Origin of the sequence: Pseudaquabacterium pictum, from assembly GCF_005403045.1 — a bacterium.
Taxonomy (GTDB): Bacteria; Pseudomonadota; Gammaproteobacteria; order Burkholderiales; family Burkholderiaceae_C; genus Pseudaquabacterium; species Pseudaquabacterium pictum.
This window is the reverse complement of record NZ_BJCL01000005.1, coordinates 258,947-277,042: the sequence shown is the minus strand read 5'-3', so window position 1 is coordinate 277,042 and position 18,096 is coordinate 258,947. Positions and strand designations below refer to the sequence as shown.

Sequence of the window (18,096 nt, the reverse complement as noted above, 5' to 3'; positions counted from 1 at the left end):
CCCTGCCCATGCCATGCAACGGCCCAGAGTATCCGGCGGCGGCATGGCTTCCTAGAATGCGCACGTGAACATCCACCAGATGCAAGTGCGCTACCTGCCCGGCCCCGACCGGGTGTTGTGGCAGCTGCGCACCACCGAAGGCGCGCTGTATGCCGTGTGGCTGACCCGGCGCATGCTGCTGCTGATCTGGCCGCCGCTGACCAAGCTGGTGACGCACCGCGCCGTGGCCCAGGTGCTGCCGCATGCCACGGTGGTGCCCGAGGCCCAGGCCATGCTGGCCCAGGCGGCGCTGGAGCGGCCACTGCCCGGCGCCAGCTTCAGCGAGCCCTTCATCGCCCAGGCCCAGACCGAGCCGCTGGGGCCCGAGCCGCTGCTGCCCGAGGCCGTGGACCTGGGGCCGGGCGAGGGCGGCCAGGGCCTGCAGCTGCAGCTGCGCGAGCCCGGCGGGCGCAGCCTGGGCATGCAGCTGAGCGATGACCTGTCCACCGGCCTGCTGCGCCTGCTGGAGCAGGCCCTGGCCAGTGCCGACTGGGGCGGCCCGTTCACCGCCGCCACGGCGCCGCAGGCCCCCGGGCCGGCAACGCCACGCACGCTGAACTGAGGCGCTGGCCGCACGGCCTGCTCAGGCGGTCGGCTGGCCAGGCGACTCGGCCGCGCGCCCGGCCATCAACTGCGCCGCCAGCGCCGCCTTCTGCACCTTGCCCAGTGCGGTGCGCGGCACCTGGTCGGCCTGCACCACCCGGCGCGGATGCTTGAAGCGCGCCAGCCGGGCCTGGAACAGCGCCTGCAGGCCGTCCACATCCACCACCGCCCCCGGCTGCGGCACCAGCACCAGCACCGGCACCTCGCCCCAGCGGGCATCGGGCAGGCCCACCACCGCGGCCTCGGCCACGCCGGGCCAGGTGCTGGCCAGGTTCTCGATCTCGGCCGGGTAGATGTTCTCGCCGCCGGAAATGATCATGTCCTTGCTGCGGCCGACCACGGTCACCCGGCCGTCGGCATCGGCCCGCGCCAGGTCGCCGGTGGCGTACCAGCCGTCGACGAAGCCGGCACCCGCCGGCAGCCGGTGGTAGCCGCGCATCAGGTTGGGCGCACGCAGCTGGATCTCGCCGACCGCGCCGGGCGCCACCGGGGTGCCGTCGGCCGCCGCCAGCCGCAGCTGCACGCCCGGCGCTGGCCGGCCCACGCTGCCCAGGTGCGCCAGGGCCTCGCCGGGCGCCAGGGCGATCGAGAACGGCCCGGTCTCGGTGCTGCCGTAGACCTGGGCCATTGGCACACCGCGGGCATGGAAGGGGTCGATCAAGGCCACCGGCACGATCGACGAGCCGCTGTTGAGGAAGCGCAGCGACGCCACATCGGCCGCCGGCCAGCCCGGGTGGGCCAGGATGGCCTGCATCACCGCCGGCACCAGCAGGCTGGTGGTGGGGCGCCAGGCCGCCAGGTCGGCCAGCCAGGCGCCGGGGTCGAAGCGGGCCTGCAGGTGCACGGCACCGCCGGCCGCCAGCGCCGGCAGCACCTGGATGCACAGCCCGCCCACATGGAACAGCGGCAGCACCGCCAGCACCCGCTCGGCCGCGGTGAAGCCCTGCACCGCGGTGGCCATGTCGATGTTGGCCAGCATGCCGTGCTGGGTGTGCAGCGCGCCCTTGGGCTCGCCGGTGGTGCCGCTGGTGTAGACCAGCAGCACATCACCCGGTGGCAACGGCGCATCGGCACCGGCCAGCCGGGCGCCGGCGCGCACCTGGGCGGCCAGGTCGGCCAGTTCGGGCGTGTGCTCCAGCGCCGCCAGGCCGGCATGGTCGGCAATCGCCGCCAGCTCGGCCGCGGCCAGCCGCCAGTTGAGCGGCACGAACACCGCGCCCAGCTTCGCGCAGGCCAGCAGGCCGGCCAGCATCGCCGGGCTGTTGTGGCCCAGCCAGCCGATGCTCTGGCCGGGCTCCAGACCTTGCGCCTGCCAGCGCGCAGCCTGGGCATCGGCCAGCGCCAGGAACTGGCGGTGCGTCAACGCCTGTCCGCCGGCCTGGATGGCCAGCGCATCGGGCGTGCGCGCCGCGGTGTCGGCGAAGCGCTGGTACAGCGGGTTCACGCGGAGCGGGGTGTCGCGGTCACTCGATGGCTTCGTCGCGCTCGCCGGCCTCGTACAGGCACTCGCGGCCCAGGCGGTCCATGCACAGCTCGGCCGTCCAGGGCAGCATCAGGCTGCCGCAGCGGCTGTCGCGGTACAGGCGCTCCAGCGGCAGCGACTTCAGCATCGACTGCCCGCCGCAGGTGCGCACCGCCAGCCGGCAGATGTCGTTGGCGTTCTCCATGATGGTGTAGTGCGCCGCGTACAACCGCATGCGGGTGTCCTTGTCGGGGTCGATGCAGGCATCGCGCGCGTTCTGCAGGAACAGCGCCCGCGTGGCCTCCAGCTTGATGCGCATCTCGGCCACCGCGTACTGCTTGGTCGGGTACATGCGGCGCTTGACTGGCGGCATGCCCGGCACCTCGGCCCGCAGGTACTGCACGGTGAAGTCATAGGCCGCCTGCGCCACGCCCATGTAGGTGGGCGACAGCGTGGCGAACATGTGCGGGTAGCGGCTGGCAGCCTGGAAGTACAGGCCCTCGGGCATCATCCGCGCCGTCTCGGGCACGAACACATCCTTGAACAGCAGGTTGCGGCTGACGGTGCCGCGCATGCCCAGCGGATCCCAGTCGCCCACCACGCTGACGCCCGGCGCGTCGGCCGGCACCGCCAGGTACATCGAATCCCGCCGGCTGCCGCCGCCGGCGCGGTCGGGCCGGTCGAGCGTGCACAGCACGCCGTAGGTGTCGGCCGCGCCGGCCAGGCTGGCGAAGATCTTCTTGCCGGTGACGATGTAGCCGCCATCCACCTTGCGGGCGATGGTGCCCCAGGGCGCGGCGCCGGCCGCAGCGGCGCCGCCTTCGCTGAACGGCTGGGCGTAGACCTTGCCTTCGTGGACGATGCGGGCGAAGTGCAGCGCGCGGTTGGCTTCATGGTCGGCGCGCTGGGCCGGCGTCATGTCCAGGCTGTCGGCGATGGCGCCGGCCCACATGCAGCTGCACACATGCATGTTGAAGCTGAGCGCGGTGGCGCCGCACCAGCGGCCGATCTCGGCGGCCACCATCACATAGGTCGCGAAGTCGGCGCCGATGCCGCCGTACTGCGCCGGCACGCAGATGCCCAGCAGGCCGGCTTCACGCAAATCGTCGTAGTTCTCGAACGGGAAGCTGGCCTCGCGGTCATAGCGCTCCGCCCGCGCAGCCCAGCGCGGGCCCAGCGCGCTGACGCGGGCGATCAGCTCACGCTGCAGCGGCGTCAGCCTGTCAGGATTGCCGCAGATGTGCGAGGGCTGGTAGCGGGTGGTCGACGGGGTGGCCACGGTCGGCGGGGTCTCGGCGGCAAGCACGGCGGACATCGGGAGCTCCTCGGTGGATCAGCGGTGCTGCAGGAAGGACAGCAGCGCGGTGTTGAAGGCGTCGGGCTGCTCGATGTTGAGCAGGTGGCCGGCGGCCGGCAGGACCTGGCACAAGGCGCCGGGAATGCGCTCGGCCATCTTGCGCGCCACCTCGGGCGCGGCGGTGCGGTCGTGTTCGCCGGTGATGACCAGCGTGGGCACGGCGATGTTCGGCAGGTTGGCGCGGCGGTCAAAGGCCACCAGGGCCGCCACCGCAGCACGGTAGGTGGCCTCGGGCACGCCGGCCATCATGGCCTGGGCAGCGGCGATGGCCGCCGGTGCGGTGCCCGGCGCCACCATCGTCGGCACCAGCTGGGCGGCCAGCCCGGCCATGCCCAGGCCGGCGTCCAGCGGCGCGAAGCGGCTCTGCAGGAAGGCCTGCTGCCAATCGCCGCCCGGCTTGCCGAAGGCGGGTGAGGTGCCGGCGAGCACCAGGCTGTGCACCACCTGCGGCGCGCGGGCGACCACCTCCTGCGCCACCATGCCGCCCATGCTGTGGCCCACCAGCACCGCGGGGCCGGTGCCCAGAGCCGCCAGCGTGTCGATCACGGCGCCGGCCATGCCGGCCAGATCGTACGGTTGCACCGGCGGCGACTCGCCATAGCCGGGGAAATCGGCCGACAGCGCCGTGAAGCCGGCCGCTGCCAGCGCCGCGCCGGTACCGCTGACATCCCAGGCCGCGCGGCCGCCGCCCACGCCGTGCAGCAGCAGCACGGTGGGCTGCACCGGCGCACCCGGGGCGCGGAAGGCGTCCCAGCGCAGGTGGGCCAGTGGCCCGCCGGTGACCAGTTGCGGCGTCACGCCAGCGCTCCGTTGCTGACCACGGCCACGCCATCGACGGTGATGGTGCAACCGCGCATCGGCAGATCGAAGTGGCCCAGCGTGTGTCGGCCGGCCACCTCGTTGGCGCCGGTGGAGTACAGGAAGCTGCCGGCGAAGGCGCGCAGTTCGGTGCCGTTGAAATCGGCCTTGTCGTAGAAGGTCATCGCGTCCCAGCGGGCGCGGCGGTTCAGCCCCCATCCCACATGGCTGACGGCATAGGCCTCGCGGTCGCCCCAGGCGGCCAGGTAGCCGCGCATCAGCTCGGCATCGACGCTGCTGCCTTCGATGGCGGTGACGAAGTCGTTCTGGATGCGCAGCGTCACCGGGTCGGCCAGGTAGCGCTTGAAGGTCAGGTTCACATCGCCCGGCGCCAGCACCAGCGTGCCGTTGACCGAACCGGCCGCGGGAAAGGCCAGCACCAGGCCGGCCGGCCAGTGGGTGAGCGAGCCGGGCTTGGCCGAGAAGCCCCACACACCGCCGACCCGCGCGCCGGTGAGCGAGATGGTGAGATCGGTGCCCGCGGCGCTGGTGACCTGCATCACCCGTGCGCCCTTCAGCAGGCGCATGGCATCGCGCACCGGGGCTTCGTCCTCGGCATGCGGGGCGGTGCGCTCCAGGATCTCGGGGTGCTCGTTGCTGACCACCAGCACCCGGGCGCCCCCCTTCAGGATCTGCGGCAGTTCCACCGCATGCTGCAGACCTTCGACGGTGCAGTCGGCGATGAACACGCTGCCGGCCAGCGCGGCCACCACCGGCTCCAGCCGGCCGATGGCATCGGACGCGCCGGTGCTGCGCACCGGCACCGGCGCGGTCTGCTTCGGCGTGGGCAGCACCACATGGAACCAGCGCGCGCCCAGGCGGGCCAGCGCCAGTTCACTCAGCTGCACCAGGCTCTGGCGCGACTGGGTTTCCGACAGCACCGCGCAGGCATCGCCGGGCTTCACGCCGCACAGGCGGAATGCCTCGACGAAGCTGTCGATCCACTTGGCTTCAATGCGCTCAGACAGGCTCACAGGACTTCTCCCAGCATCCGGTAGTGGCCGCCCTGGAACAGCAGCGGCGCCACCGACAGATCGGCCAGCCGCAGCACGCGGCCGATGAACAGCACATGGTCGCCCGCCACCTGGCGGCTGGCGACCTCACACTCGAAGACGGCGGCACAGCCGGCCAGCACCGGCGCGCCACCCAGGCCGGCGCCCCAGGCGCCTTCGGCGAACTTGTCGGCCTGGGACGAGGCGAAGCGCCGCGACAGATCGACCTGGCTTTCGGCCAGCACGTTGACGGCGAAGTGCGGCGACGCATCAAACGCCGCCAGGCTGCCGCTGGCCTGGCGCAGGCTCCACAGCACCAGCGGCGGGTCCAGCGACAGCGCACTGAAGGAATTGGCTGTCAGCCCCACCGGCGCGCCGCCCGGGCCGGCGCAGGTGATGATGGTGACGCCGGTGGCAAACCGGCCCAGCGCGGCGCGCAGCAGCGGTGGCGTGGGCACGGGCAACGCGGCAGGCACCGGGTCGGCCAAGGCGGTTGCGGGAATGTCCGGTGGCTGCATCGTGCGGCAAATGTATGAAAATTCATTGAACCAAGGCAAGCGGGATTTCACCCGGGCGCCGACAGACCACGATCATGACCGAGCGTTTTGTCCACCAGCACCTGCCGTATCTGCTGGCGCGTGCCAGCCATGCGCTGTGGCGCGGCTTCGAGCCGCGGCTGCGGGCCGCGGGGCTGAACTCGCTGGAGTGGCGGGTGCTCGCCACCTTGTCCGACAGCCCGCCGCTGACGGTGGGCCAGCTGGCACTGGAGGTGCTGGCGCAGCAGCCCACGGTCACCAAGACGCTGGACCGGCTGGTGGCGCAAGCCTGGGTGGAACGCCGCGCCGACGCCACCGACACACGCCGCGTGCGCGTGGCGCTGACCACCGCCGGCCAGCAACATGTCGCCCCCCTGCTGACCGCCGCCCGCGCCCATGAGGCGCAGCGCCTGCAGGCCCTGGGTGCTTCGGAACTGGAACGCATGCGCGAGGCGCTGCATGCGCTGGTCCAGCATTTCGACGAACAAGACGGGCCGCGGCCAGAGGAGCGTGCTGGGCGATAAGGCGGCTTGGGGCGTTGCGGTCGCTGTGTTTGAGCGATCGCGCCGGGCCGGGAGGCCCTGCGCTCAGGCACCACTGGGACCTTCGCCGCACGCGGAGACGGTGGCTGGACGAGGGCGTTGGGTGCCTGGCCGACGTAGGTAAAGAAGGGAGGGCCGCAGGCCCGGAATGACACGGAGTCGGCCAGGTACCCGACGGCCTCGGCTTCGCGCCGAGGGTGGCAAGTCGGCAACTTCCGCTATGAGTCCGAAGCTGCCAACTCAATGCAGGAGCCAGCGAGCCAGTGCAACGCCCACTGCGCAGCACGCCAAAGCACCCAGCAGATGCGCCGCGCTGTGCAACAGCGCCAGGCCGAAGTCGCCCCGCTGCAGCAGGCCCAGGGATTCAGCGGAGAACGAGGAGAAGGTGGTGAAGCCGCCGAGCAGGCCGGTCACCAGCAGCAGCCGCAGCAGTTCATGCGGCGAGCGGGCGAACCACACCATGGCCACACCGATCAGCAAGCCGCCCACGGCATTGACCAGCAACGTGCCCAGCGGAAAGCCAGCCCATAGATGGTTGAAGGCCAGCCCAGCCCACCAGCGAAGGAGGGCCCCGACCGCCGCACCCAGCGCCACGGCGCCGGCCTGGGCGGCAGTGATGCTGCTGGCCAGGCCGCTCATCAGGCAGCCTAAGACGCGTTGGCCGATGCCAGGCCCCAGCGGGCGGCTGCTGCGTCATCCACCACCCGGGCATCGACCCAGCGCGCGCCGTCGGGCGTGGTCTCCTTCTTCCAGAACGGCGCCTGGGTCTTCAGGTAGTCCATCAGGAACTCGCAGCCCTGGAAGGCCTGCCCGCGGTGGGCCGAACTGACGGCCACCAGCACGATCTGGTCCAGCGGCTGCAGCAGGCCCACGCGGTGCACCACGCATGCTGCACGCAGGTCGAAGCGGCGGTGCGCCTCGTCGATCATGGCCTCGATGGCGCGCTCGGTCATGCCGGGGTAGTGCTCCAGCTCCATCGCGCTGATGGCGCCGGGCTGGCCGGCGGTGCGGTCGCGCACCGTGCCGACAAAGGCCGTGACCGCGCCCACGCCGCCATCACCGGCACGCAGCGCCGCCACCTCGGCGGACAGGTCGAAATCGTCGGTCTGGATGCGCACGCGCGGGGTGGAGGCCATGGCTGGAATTCTCGCATCGCTAGAATCGCGCGCCATGCCGTTGCACACCACCTCCCTGCCGCCCACGCACGCCGTGCGGGCCGCGGCGGTGTGTGCGCGCAAATCGAAAAAGCAGTTGCTCGTCTGACCGGGGCAGCTGTTCCGGCGCCAGGCGAGCGACGGAACAGGCGGCCACCGGCCCGCCCCAGGCGCTCTCCGCGCCACCGGGCACCCCCAACCCCCTGCAGCCCCGCACGCCACGCCGGTTCCTCGACACGGTCGTGTGCTGGAGAGTGGGTGATGGTGGAGTTCAACGGAATCTGGGTGCCGCTGGTGACGCCCTTTCGGGATGGCGCGGTCGACGGGCCGGCGCTGCGGCGGCTGGTGCAGCACCTGGCGGCGCAGGGCGTGGCCGGCTTCGTGGCCTGCGGCAGCACCGGCGAGGCCGCGACGCTGACCGAGGCCGAGCAGGCCAGCGTGCTGGCCACCACGCTGGACGCCGCCGGCGGCAAGCCGGTGCTGATGGGCCTGGCCGGCGTCGATGCCCAGGCCATCGCCCGCCGGGCCCAGGCGCTGGCCGAACGGCACCGCCCGGCCGGCTGGCTGCTGGCGCCACCGCCCTACGTGAAGCCGTCGCAGGCTGGCATCGTGCAGCACTTCCACACCGTGGCCAGCGCCACGCCGCTGCCGCTGGTGGCCTACGACATCCCGGCGCGCACGGGCGTGCGCATCCAGATGGGCACGCTGCTGGCGCTGGCCGAGCACCCGCTGATCCGCGCGGTGAAGGATTGCAGCGGCGACCGCGCCGCCGCCGAGGCGGTGCTGGCCGATGGCCGACTGGCCCTGCTGGGTGGCAACGATGACGAACTGTTCGACCAACTGGCCCGCGGTGCGGCCGGCGGCATCACCGCCAGCGCCCATCTGGCCACCGGCGCCTTCGTGCGCCTGGCCGCCCTGCTGCGCGGCGACGGCAGCCTGGCCGAGGCGCGCGCACTGTGGCGCCGGCTGGCGCCGATCACCCAGGCGGCCTTTGCCGAGCCCAACCCGGCAGTGATCAAGGGCGCGCTGGCGCGCCAGGGCTGGATGGCCGACGGGCTGCGCCCGCCCATGCTGCCGGCGGCTGCCGCCAGCGTGGATGCGCTGCTGGGGTCCGCCAAGCTGTGATCGTCCACGGCCTCGCTGAGCTCGGCCGCTTCGCCAGGCACAGCCAGTCCTCAGGGCTGGCTGTGTCCGGGCTCTCCCACGGCCTCGCAGAGCTCGGCCGCTTCGCCAGGCACAGCCAGTCCTCAGGGCTGGCTGTGTCCGGGCTCAGCCACCGGTGACCGGCGGGAAGAACGCCACCTCGGCGCCCGCCGGCACCGGGGTGGCCTCGTCGGCCATCACCTGGTTCAGCGCGCAGCGCAGGGCGCGGCCGCGGGCCAGGGCCTCGGCATGGGCGCCACCGCGGGCGATCAGCGCATCGCGCAACTGGCCGAGCGTGCTGCCGGCGGCGATGCTGACGGTTTCCGACCCGCCCAAGGCCTCGCGCAGCGAGGCGAAGTAGCGCACGGTGACAGTGTGTTCGACCATGGTCGTCAGGCCCCGATCAACGCCGACAGCGGCAGCAGGCGGACCGTGTCGCCACGCTGCACCACCTGGCCCGACGGCAGGTCGATCAGGCCATCGGCCCACACCGCCGAGGTCAGCACGCCCGAGCTCTGGTTGGGGAAGAGGTCCACACCGCCTTGGGCGTTGAAGCGTGCGCGCAGGAACTCGCGCCGCTTGTCGGGCTTGGGCCAGTCGAAATCGGCCCGCACCGGCAGGCTGGCCGGCATGGCGGTGGGCATGCCTTGCAGCGCGCGCAGCACCGGTGCCACCGCCAGCAGGAAGGTGACGAAGCTGCTGACCGGGTTGCCCGGCAGGCCCATGAACAGCGCCTCGCTGTCGCCACCATCGCGCCGCACGGCGCCGAAGGCCAGCGGCTTGCCGGGCTTCATCGCCACCTGCCAGGCTTCCAGCCAGCCCTCGGCCTTCACCGCCGGCTTGATGTGGTCTTCCTCGCCCACCGACACGCCGCCGCTGGTCAGGATCAGGTCGTTGCCGGCGGCTGCCGTGCGCAGCGCGTCGCGCGTGGCATCCAGCCGGTCGGGCACGATGCCGAGATCGGTCACCTCGCAGCCGGCAGCCAGCAGCAGGCCACGCAGGGTGAAGCGGTTGCTGTTGTAGATGGCGCCAGGCTTCAGCGATTCACCCGGCATCACCAGTTCGTCGCCGGTGGAGAACAGCGCCACCCGGGGCTTGCGCCGCACGGTGAGGCGCGACGCACCCACGCTGGCGGCCAGGCCCATGGCCTGCGGCGTGATGCGGGTGCCGGGCGCCAGCACCTCGGCGCCCAGCAGCACATCCTCGCCGCGGCGGCGCACCCACTGGCCGGGCTGGGGCACGGCATCGATGCGCACGCTGCCCAGGCCATCGCCCGGCACGGCGCTGCACTGCTCCTGCATCACCACCGCATCGGCGCCGGCCGGCACCTGGGCGCCAGTGAAAATGCGCACCGCTGTGCCCGGCTGCAGCGCCTGGCCCACCACGCCCGCGGGGATGCGCTGGCTGACCGGCAGCACCGTGCCGGCGGCCGGCACATCGGCCGCACGCATCGCATAGCCGTCCATCGAGGTGTTGTCGGCCGGCGGCACGTCCAGCGCCGACACCACACCGCGGGCCAGCACGCGGCCCAGGGTGTCGAAGGTGTCGACCTTCTCCACCTCGGGCAGCACCCGGTCGTGGGCAACGGCCAGCAGGCGCTGCAGCACCTCGTCCAGGCTCAGCAGGGTGGGGCGTTGCGGGTCGGCCATGGCGATCGGTCAGGCGCCGGGCGGCGCGTAGTGGTAACGGGGGGCAGTGTCGAGCAGCAGCGACACCAGCGCCGCCGGCGTGGCCATGTCCAGCACCGGACGGGCGGTGGACACCGGCAGTGCGGCAGGGTCGTCGGTGGCCACGGCGGTCACGAACGGGTCGTCCGGATACAGCGGTGGCTGCCCCAGCGCGGCGCGCCAGACCTCGATCTTCGGCAGGTCGGCATGCTTCCAGCCTTCGATCAGCACCCAGTCGGCCGGCGACAGCTCGGCGATCAGCTGGTGCACCGTGGGCAGGCCTTCGGTGTCGAACTCCCGCAGCAGCGCCAGCCGCTGCGACGAGGCCACCAGCACCTCGGTGGCGCCGGCGCTGCGGTGGCGGTGGCTGTCCTTGCCCGGGCGGTCGATGTCGAAATGCTGGTGGGCATGCTTGACCACCGACACCCGCAGCCCGCGCGCCTTCAGGCCGCCGATGACGCCCTCGATCAGCGTGGTCTTGCCCACACCCGACGGGCCGCAGAAGCCGACGACATGCATGGCAGTCAGCCGGCGACGTGCTGCTCGATGTAGGCCTTCACCCGCGTCGCATCCACCGGCAGCGTGGTGAAGCGCTTGGGCAGGGCCTCGATGCCCTCCAGCCCGGCCGGGCGCAGCGGCGGACGGCCCAGCGCCTCTTCGATGGTGGCGGCGAACTTGGCCGGCAGCGCGGTTTCCAGCACCAGCATCGGCACGCCGGGCTGCAGGTGCTCGCGCGCCACCTTCAGGCCGTCGGCAGTGTGGGTGTCGACCATGTCCTGGTGCTCGGCCCAGCACTGGCGGATGGTGGCCAGGCGGTCGGCATGGGTGCTGCGGCCGGAGACGAAACCGAATGTCGCGATGCGGGCGGTGTCGTCGGCATTCAGCTGGAAGCCGCCATCCTGCGCAATCGCCGGGCCGAACAGCCGCGCCACCCGGGTGCCATCGCGGCCCAGCAGGTCGAACGCGAAGCGCTCGAAGTTGCTGGCCTTGCTGATGTCCATGCTGGGGCTGCTGGTCTCGTGCGTCTCGGCGCTGGCGCGCACCCGGTAGCGGCCGGTGCGGAAGAACTCGTCGAGCACGTCGTTCTCGTTGGTGGCCACCACCAGCTGGTGGATGGGCAGGCCCATCATGCGCGCCACATGGCCGGCGCAGACATTGCCGAAGTTGCCCGAGGGCACCGCAAAGCTGACCTTCTGGCTGTTGGCCGTGGTCACCTGGAAGTAGCCGGCGAAGTAGTACACCACCTGGGCCAGCAGCCGCGCCCAGTTGATCGAGTTGACGGTGCCGATCTTGTGCGCGCGCTTGAAGGCCAGGTCGTTGCTGACGGCCTTGACGATGTCCTGGCAGTCGTCGAACACGCCTGCGATGGTGATGTTGTGGATGTTGGCGTCCTGCAGGCTGAACATCTGCGCCTGCTGGAACGGGCTCATGCGGCCGTGCGGGCTCAGCATGAAGACACGCACGCCGCGCTTGCCGCGCATCGCGTACTCGGCTGCGCTGCCGGTGTCGCCGCTGGTGGCACCCAGGATGTTCAGCGCCTCGCCGCGGCGGGCCAGTTCGTACTCGAACAGGTTGCCCAGCAGCTGCATCGCCATGTCCTTGAAGGCCAGCGTGGGGCCGTTGGACAGGGCTTCGATGTGCAGGTCGCCGACCAGCTTGCGCACCGGCACGATGGCATCGGTGCCGTAGACGGCCTTGGTGTAGGTCTTGCGCACCAGGGTGCGCAGGTCATCGGCGGGGATGTCGTCGATGTAGAGCGACAGGATCTCGAAGGCCAGGTCGGCATAGCCACCGGGCTGGCCATTGCCGTAGAGGCCACGCCAACGGGTCAGCGTGGCGTCGTCGATCTTCGGGTACTGCGTGGGCAGGTACAGGCCGCCATCGGGCGCCAGGCCTTCCAACAGGATCTCGCAGAAGCGGCGTTCGGTCTGGTCGCCGCGGGTGCTGATGTACTTCACGACAACTCTTCCTTGCGGATGTTGACGATCGGCGCCAGCACCGTCGGCAGGGCCTGCATCTGGGCCAGCGCGGCGCGCATGCGGCCTTCCACCGTGTCGTGGGTCAGGATGATCAGGTCGGTCTGCTTCTCGCCTTCGGCGCTTTCACGCTGCAGCACCGCGTCGATCGAGATGTCATGCTCGGCCAGGATGGTGGTGATGCGGCTGAGCACGCCGGTCTGGTCGGCCACCTGCAGGCGCAGGTAGAACGCCGTCACCACATCGCTGATCGGCAGGATGGGCGTGGCCGCGGTGGCATCGGGCTGGAAGGCCAGGTGCGGCACGCGGTGGTCGGCATCGGCGGTGTGCAGGCGGGTGATGTCGACCAGGTCGGCCACCACGGCGCTGGCGGTGGGCTCGCTGCCCGCGCCCTTGCCGTAGTACAGCGTGGTGCCCACGGCATCGCCCTGCACCACCACCGCGTTCATCGCGCCTTCCACGTTAGCGATCAACCGCTTGGCCGGCACCAGCGTGGGGTGCACGCGCAGCTCGATGCCGCCAACATCATCCCGGCGCTTGGTGATGCCCAGCAGCTTGATGCGGTAGCCAAGCTGCTCGGCGTAGCGGATGTCGGCCGCCTGCAGCTTGGTGATGCCCTCCACATGCGCCTGGCCGAACTGAACCGGCGTGCCGAAGGCGATGGCGCTCATGATGCTGGCCTTGTGCGCGGCGTCCACGCCTTCGATGTCGAAGGTCGGGTCGGCCTCGGCATAGCCCAGGCGCTGGGCCTCCTTCAGCACGACGCCGAAGTCCAGACCCTTGTCGCGCATCTCGCTCAGGATGAAGTTGGTGGTGCCGTTGATGATGCCGGCGATCCACTCGATGCGGTTGGCCGTCAGGCCCTCGCGCAGCGCCTTGATGATCGGGATGCCACCGGCCACCGCCGCCTCGAAGCCGACCATCACGCCCTTGGCGCGCGCCGCGGCAAAGATCTCGGTGCCGTGCACCGCCAGCAGCGCCTTGTTGGCCGTCACCACATGCTTGCCGGCGGCGATGGCTTCCATCACCAGCGTCTTGGCAATGCCGTAGCCGCCGATCAGCTCGATGACGATGTCGATGTCGGGGTTGGCGACGATGGCGCGGCCATCGGCCACCACCTGCACCTCGGGGCCGACGATGGCGCGGGCGCGCTCGGTGTCCAGATCGGCCACCATGGTGATCTCGATGCCGCGGCCGGCGCGGCGGCGGATCTCTGCCTGGTTGCGGGCCAGCACCTGGAAGGTGCCGCTGCCGACGGTGCCGATGCCGAGCAGGCCGACCTGGATGGGCTTCATGGACATGTCTTTCTTCAAGTTCAAAGCGAGTGCCGGCGGCGGTAATGCGACAGGAACTGGTCGATGCGGCCGATGGCCTCCGCCAGATCGTCGGAGTTGGGCAGGAACACCAGGCGGAAGTGGTCGGGCGCGATCCAGTTGAAGCCGGTGCCCTGCACGATCAGCACCTTCTGCTCGGCCAGCAGCTCGTAGGCGAACTGCTGGTCGTCGGCGATCGGGTACATCTTCGGGTCCAGGCGCGGGAACATGTACAGCGCCGCCTTGGGCTTGACCACGCTGACGCCCGGGATCTGGGTCAGCAGGTTGTAGGCCAGGTCGCGCTGGCGGCACAGCCGGCCGGTGGGTGCCACCAGGTCCTTGATGCTCTGGTAGCCGCCCAGCGCCGTCTGGATGGCCAGCTGGCCCGGCGTGTTGGCGCACAGCCGCATCGACGACAGCATGTTCAGGCCCTCGATGTAGTCGCGGGCATGGCGCTTGTCGCCCGAGACGATCATCCAGCCGGCGCGGTAGCCGCAGCTGCGGTAGTTCTTGCTCAGGCCGTTGAAGGTGACGAACAGCACGTCGTCGGCCAGGCTGGCGATGCTGGTGTGGGTGACGCCGTCGTACAGCGTCTTGTCGTAGATCTCGTCGGCGAAGACGATCAACTGGTGCTGGCGGGCGATCTCCACAATCTCGCGCAGCACGCTCTCGGGGTAGAGCGTGCCGGTCGGGTTGTTCGGGTTGATGACCACGATGCCCCGGGTGTTGGGCGTGATCTTGCGGCGGATGTCGTCGAGATCGGGCGTCCAGTCGGCGCCCTCGTCGCACAGGTAGTGCACCGGCGTGCCGCCGGACAGCGCCACGCTGGCCGTCCACAGCGGGTAGTCGGGCGCGGGCACGAGGATCTCGTCGCCGGTGTTGAGCAGCGCGTTCATGCTCATGGTGATGAGCTCGGAGGCGCCGTTGCCCAGGTAGACATCGTCCACCGTCACGCCGGCGATCTTCTTTTCCTGGCAGTAGTGCACCACCGCCTTGCGCGGCGCGAACAGGCCCTTGCTGTCGGTGTAGCCGGCCGTGTGCGGCAGATTGCGGATCATGTCCTGCACGATCTCGTCGGGCGGCTCGATGCCGAACGCGGCGATGTTGCCGATGTTCAGCTTGATGATCTTCTGGCCCTCGTCCTCCATCTGGCGGGCCTTGTCCAGCACCGGGCCGCGGATGTCGTAGCAGACGTTGGCCAGCTTGGCCGACTTGACGATCGGCGTCAGGCCTGCAGGCGATGGGCTGGCGTGCGGTTTCACAGTGGACACGGGCGGTTCCCCAGGGGTGGCTTGGCTGGCGGCGGATCCCGGCGGGATGGGCCTCCGGCGGGCATGCTGCAGCGCAAAACCTATAATTTTAGCCCTTGGGTGTGCCGCTTCCGGCGCACCGGTCGCCGCACCGCCGGCCCACCATCGAGCACCGCCGCCGTGAAGTTCCAACCCGATGTGCTGGCCGGCACCAATGTCATCACCCGCCACGATGCCGACGCGCTGTGGGTCGGCAACCAGCGCTTCGGCCACAGCCTGCTGGTGCCCTGGCAGGGCGTGGTGCAGCCCTGGCCGCCGGCCACGCCGGACGACCTGGTGGCCGAGCACTTCAGCGCCATCCTGGCCATGCAGCCCGAGCTGGTGATCTTCGGCAGCGGGCCGCGGCTGAAGTTCGTTCCGGCCGGGCTGATGCGCGCGCTGATCGACCGGCGCATCGGCGTGGAAACGATGGACACCGCCGCCGCCTGCCGCACCTACAACGTGCTGGTCAGTGAAGGCCGCTCGGCCGTGGCCGCCCTGCTGCTGGCGCCGGCTGCCTGATGCGCGGTGCGAAGGGAAACGCAACACGGGAATGCGAGGACCCGCCCCGTGGGGCAGAGCAACGCCGAAACTTTATAATCGCAGGTTATGCCCTTGCTGGGGTTCTTGCATGCGCCCAGCCACTCGCCCGACATTCGCCCTGAGAGGGCTCAACGTCTGACCTTCACAACCGCTCATGACGCCTGTCCTCAACAAGAACCTGCCTGATTTCGAAGCCCAAGCCACCGGCGGTGTGAAGTTCACGCCGGCCGCCTTCAACGGTCAAGCCGTGGTGCTGTATTTCTACCCCAAGGACCATACCCCCGGTTGCACCACCGAGGCCATGCAATTCCGCGACAAGCACAAGGACTTTCTGAAGGCCGGCGCCGTGGTGTTTGGCGTCTCGCGCGACAACATGGCCTCGCATGAGAAGTTCCGCCAGAACCTCGAGCTGCCCTACCAGCTGATCGCCGACACCGAAGAGAAGCTGTGCCACATGTTCGGCGTGGTCAAGAACAAGATCATGTACGGCAAGAAGGTCAAGGGCATCGAGCGCAGCACCTTCCTGATCGACGCGGCCGGCGTGCTGCGTGCCGAGTGGCGCGGCATCAAGGTGGCCGGCCATGTGGATGAAGTGCTGAAGGCCGTGAAGGACCTGAAGAAGGCGGCCTGATGCCCCGGGTGACGCACCTGGTCACGCGGCCGTCACCGGCCGCCTCGGGGTGGCTGTGTATCATCGCCCCATGCTGGTGAGTCGCCCGACGCACACTCCCTTCCACAACGAAGCCGCACAGTTGCCTGTGCGGCTTTTTTGTTGGCGGTCCATGTGCCCGACCCGCCCCTGCCCCGCCTAGACACGCCCACCTCCCCGCCGCCCATGCCTCTGCCCAAGCCGCCCGCCACCAAAGCCGCCATCCTGTCGCCCGCCGATTTCGAGTCGCAGGCCGCACCGCGCGCCGAACGCAAGAGCGGCAAGACCCGCGCCGAACCGGCTGCGCCGGCGTCGCTGGACCTGTTCGACGGTGCCGCGGCGGTGGCCGCGCCCAAGCTGCCGGCACGCGGCGGCGCCAAGGCTACTGCGGCGGTGGCGGCCCCGGTGGCCGCACCGAAACCGGCATCGCCCGGCATGCCGACCAAGCAGCTGTCGCTGGCCACGCCGCCGGCGCCCGGTGCGAAGCCGCGGGTGCGCTCGCCGCGCGGCAGCGGGCCGGCCAAGCTGTTCGTGCTGGACACCAATGTGCTGATGCACGATCCGATGAGCCTGTTCCGCTTCGAGGAACACGACGTCTTCCTGCCGATGATCACGCTGGAAGAGCTGGACGGCCACAAGAAGGGCATGAGCGAGGTGGCGCGCAACGCCCGCCAGGTCAGCCGCGAGATGGACGCGCTGGCCACCGACGGCAGCCTCGATCCCGCCGCCGGCATCCCGCTGAACAAGACCGGCCACAAGGACGCCGGCGGCAAGCTGTACTTCCAGACCCTGCTGATGGACGTGCAGCTGCCCGCGGGCCTGCCGCAGGGCAAGGCCGACAACCAGATCCTGGGCGTCGTCAAGAGCCTGCGCGAGACCGAGAGCCTGAAGCCCGGCGGCCGCGAGGTGGTGCTGGTGTCCAAGGACATCAACATGCGGGTCAAGGCCCGCGCCCTGGGCCTGGCGGCCGAGGACTACTTCAACGACAAGGTGCTGGAAGACGGCGACCTGCTCTACACCGGCGTGCTGGCGCTGCCCGGCGACTTCTGGGAGCGCCACGGCAAGACCATGGAGAGCTGGCAGCAGGGTGGCCACACCTTCTACCGCATCGCCGGGCCGATGGTGCCGGTGCTGATGGTCAACCAGTTCGTTTATCTGGAACAGCCCGGCGCCGCGGCGCTGTACGCCCGCGTCACCGAGATCACCGGCAAGACCGCGGTGCTGAAGACGCTGAAGGACTTCACCCATGCCAAGAATGCGGTGTGGGGCGTCACCGCCCGCAACCGCGAGCAGAACTTCGCCCTGAACCTGCTGATGGACCCGGAGTGCGACTTCGTCAGCCTCACCGGCACGGCAGGCACCGGCAAGACGCTCATGACGCTGGCCGCGGGCCTTTCCCAGGTGCTGGACGACCGCCGCTACACCGAGATCATCGTCACCCGCGTGACCGTGCCCGTGGGTGAGGACATCGGCTTCCTGCCCGGCACCGAGGAAGAGAAGATGGGCCCCTGGATGGGCGCCCTGGACGACAACCTGGAAGTGCTGGCCAAGGGCGATGGCAGCGCTGGCGAGTGGGGCCGCGCCGCCACCCAGGATCTGGTGCGCAGCAAGATCAAGATCAAGAGCCTGAACTTCATGCGCGGGCGCACCTTCCTGAACAAGTTCGTCATCATCGACGAGGCACAGAACCTGACGCCCAAGCAGATGAAGACGCTGATCACCCGCGCTGGGCCAGGCACCAAGATCGTCTGCCTGGGCAACCTGGCGCAGATCGACACGCCCTACCTCACCGAGGGCTCGTCGGGCCTCACCTACGCGGTCGACCGCTTCAAGGGCTGGCCGCATTCGGGCCATGTGATGCTGGCGCGCGGCGAGCGCTCGCGGCTGGCCGACTTCGCATCCGAGGTGCTGTGAGCATCAACGGAACCGATGGCCCCGGCCGACGCTCCCACACGGCATCTCCCCACTCCGAG

At 70.5% G+C, this 18,096-nt stretch carries 19 protein-coding genes; 6 read left to right on the top strand and 13 right to left on the bottom strand.

Going from position 1 to position 18,096, the window contains the following annotated elements:
• Positions 1–64 precede the first annotated feature (64 nt).
• Complete coding sequence (locus FFT10_RS12540; RefSeq protein WP_137733155.1) at positions 65–601, top strand: hypothetical protein; 537 nt, start codon at positions 65–67, stop codon at positions 599–601.
• Between the two features lie 21 nt (positions 602–622).
• Here FFT10_RS12540 and FFT10_RS12535 read toward each other — a convergent pair whose 3' ends face one another.
• Genes FFT10_RS12535 through FFT10_RS12515 form a run of 5 tightly spaced genes read right to left on the bottom strand, consistent with a single transcriptional unit; the run spans position 623 to position 5,829 of the window.
• The gene (locus FFT10_RS12535) at positions 623–2,086 is read right to left on the bottom strand and encodes a class I adenylate-forming enzyme family protein (protein WP_228027087.1); all 1,464 of its coding nucleotides are present in this window, start codon (positions 2,084–2,086) and stop codon (positions 623–625) included.
• Between the two features lie 19 nt (positions 2,087–2,105).
• Positions 2,106–3,419: an acyl-CoA dehydrogenase family protein gene (locus FFT10_RS12530; protein WP_137733154.1), complete on the bottom strand. Its 1,314-nt coding sequence runs from the start codon at positions 3,417–3,419 to the stop codon at positions 2,106–2,108.
• Between the two features lie 18 nt (positions 3,420–3,437).
• A complete protein-coding gene (locus FFT10_RS12525; protein ID WP_228027086.1) occupies positions 3,438–4,259 on the bottom strand; it encodes an alpha/beta fold hydrolase in 822 nt (273 codons plus the stop codon).
• On the bottom strand, positions 4,256–5,293 hold the full coding sequence (locus FFT10_RS12520) for a 2,5-dihydroxypyridine 5,6-dioxygenase NicX family protein (protein WP_228027085.1): 1,038 nt from the start codon (positions 5,291–5,293) through the stop codon (positions 4,256–4,258). The genes FFT10_RS12525 and FFT10_RS12520 overlap by 4 nt, the downstream gene beginning before the upstream one ends.
• A complete protein-coding gene (locus FFT10_RS12515; RefSeq protein WP_137733153.1) occupies positions 5,290–5,829 on the bottom strand; it encodes a flavin reductase family protein in 540 nt (179 codons plus the stop codon). Before FFT10_RS12515 ends, FFT10_RS12520 begins: the two co-directional genes overlap by 4 nt.
• A gap of 74 nt (positions 5,830–5,903) precedes the next feature.
• Here FFT10_RS12515 and FFT10_RS12510 point away from each other — a divergent pair, with 74 nt between their 5' ends.
• On the top strand, positions 5,904–6,371 hold the full coding sequence (locus FFT10_RS12510) for a MarR family winged helix-turn-helix transcriptional regulator (protein WP_137733152.1): 468 nt from the start codon (positions 5,904–5,906) through the stop codon (positions 6,369–6,371).
• Positions 6,372–6,629: 258 nt separating this feature from the next.
• Here FFT10_RS12510 and crcB read toward each other — a convergent pair whose 3' ends face one another.
• A complete protein-coding gene (gene crcB / locus FFT10_RS12505) occupies positions 6,630–7,028 on the bottom strand; it encodes a fluoride efflux transporter CrcB (RefSeq protein WP_137733151.1) in 399 nt (132 codons plus the stop codon).
• 8 nt (positions 7,029–7,036) lie between these two features.
• A complete protein-coding gene (locus tag FFT10_RS12500) occupies positions 7,037–7,525 on the bottom strand; it encodes a molybdenum cofactor biosynthesis protein MoaE (protein ID WP_137733150.1) in 489 nt (162 codons plus the stop codon).
• A gap of 279 nt (positions 7,526–7,804) precedes the next feature.
• On the opposite strand from FFT10_RS12500, the gene FFT10_RS12495 reads away from it, so the two are divergent.
• Complete coding sequence (locus FFT10_RS12495) at positions 7,805–8,668, top strand: 4-hydroxy-tetrahydrodipicolinate synthase family protein (RefSeq protein WP_137733149.1); 864 nt, start codon at positions 7,805–7,807, stop codon at positions 8,666–8,668.
• 144 nt (positions 8,669–8,812) lie between these two features.
• Here FFT10_RS12495 and FFT10_RS12490 read toward each other — a convergent pair whose 3' ends face one another.
• The 6 genes from FFT10_RS12490 to FFT10_RS12465 are packed head-to-tail and all read right to left on the bottom strand — an operon-like array spanning position 8,813 to position 14,871.
• Positions 8,813–9,073, bottom strand: coding sequence for a MoaD/ThiS family protein (locus FFT10_RS12490; RefSeq protein WP_137733148.1), 261 nt, complete (start codon positions 9,071–9,073; stop codon positions 8,813–8,815).
• A gap of 5 nt (positions 9,074–9,078) precedes the next feature.
• Positions 9,079–10,335, bottom strand: coding sequence for a molybdopterin molybdotransferase MoeA (locus FFT10_RS12485; protein ID WP_137733147.1), 1,257 nt, complete (start codon positions 10,333–10,335; stop codon positions 9,079–9,081).
• 9 nt (positions 10,336–10,344) lie between these two features.
• Positions 10,345–10,872, bottom strand: a complete 528-nt coding sequence (gene mobB, locus FFT10_RS12480) for a molybdopterin-guanine dinucleotide biosynthesis protein B (RefSeq protein ID WP_137733146.1) — start codon at positions 10,870–10,872, stop codon at positions 10,345–10,347.
• Between the two features lie 5 nt (positions 10,873–10,877).
• On the bottom strand, positions 10,878–12,311 hold the full coding sequence (thrC, locus tag FFT10_RS12475; protein WP_137733145.1) for a threonine synthase: 1,434 nt from the start codon (positions 12,309–12,311) through the stop codon (positions 10,878–10,880).
• Complete coding sequence (locus FFT10_RS12470; RefSeq protein WP_137733211.1) at positions 12,308–13,624, bottom strand: homoserine dehydrogenase; 1,317 nt, start codon at positions 13,622–13,624, stop codon at positions 12,308–12,310. Before FFT10_RS12470 ends, thrC begins: the two co-directional genes overlap by 4 nt.
• A gap of 20 nt (positions 13,625–13,644) precedes the next feature.
• Complete coding sequence (locus tag FFT10_RS12465) at positions 13,645–14,871, bottom strand: pyridoxal phosphate-dependent aminotransferase (protein WP_137733210.1); 1,227 nt, start codon at positions 14,869–14,871, stop codon at positions 13,645–13,647.
• Positions 14,872–15,072: 201 nt separating this feature from the next.
• Here FFT10_RS12465 and FFT10_RS12460 point away from each other — a divergent pair, with 201 nt between their 5' ends.
• The 3 genes from FFT10_RS12460 (at position 15,073) to FFT10_RS12450 (ending at position 18,037) form a co-directional block, all read left to right on the top strand.
• Complete coding sequence (locus FFT10_RS12460; RefSeq protein ID WP_137733144.1) at positions 15,073–15,453, top strand: Mth938-like domain-containing protein; 381 nt, start codon at positions 15,073–15,075, stop codon at positions 15,451–15,453.
• A gap of 175 nt (positions 15,454–15,628) precedes the next feature.
• Complete coding sequence (locus FFT10_RS12455; protein WP_137733143.1) at positions 15,629–16,105, top strand: peroxiredoxin; 477 nt, start codon at positions 15,629–15,631, stop codon at positions 16,103–16,105.
• Positions 16,106–16,309: 204 nt separating this feature from the next.
• The gene (locus FFT10_RS12450) at positions 16,310–18,037 is read left to right on the top strand and encodes a PhoH family protein (RefSeq protein WP_137733142.1); all 1,728 of its coding nucleotides are present in this window, start codon (positions 16,310–16,312) and stop codon (positions 18,035–18,037) included.
• Positions 18,038–18,096 lie beyond the last annotated feature (59 nt).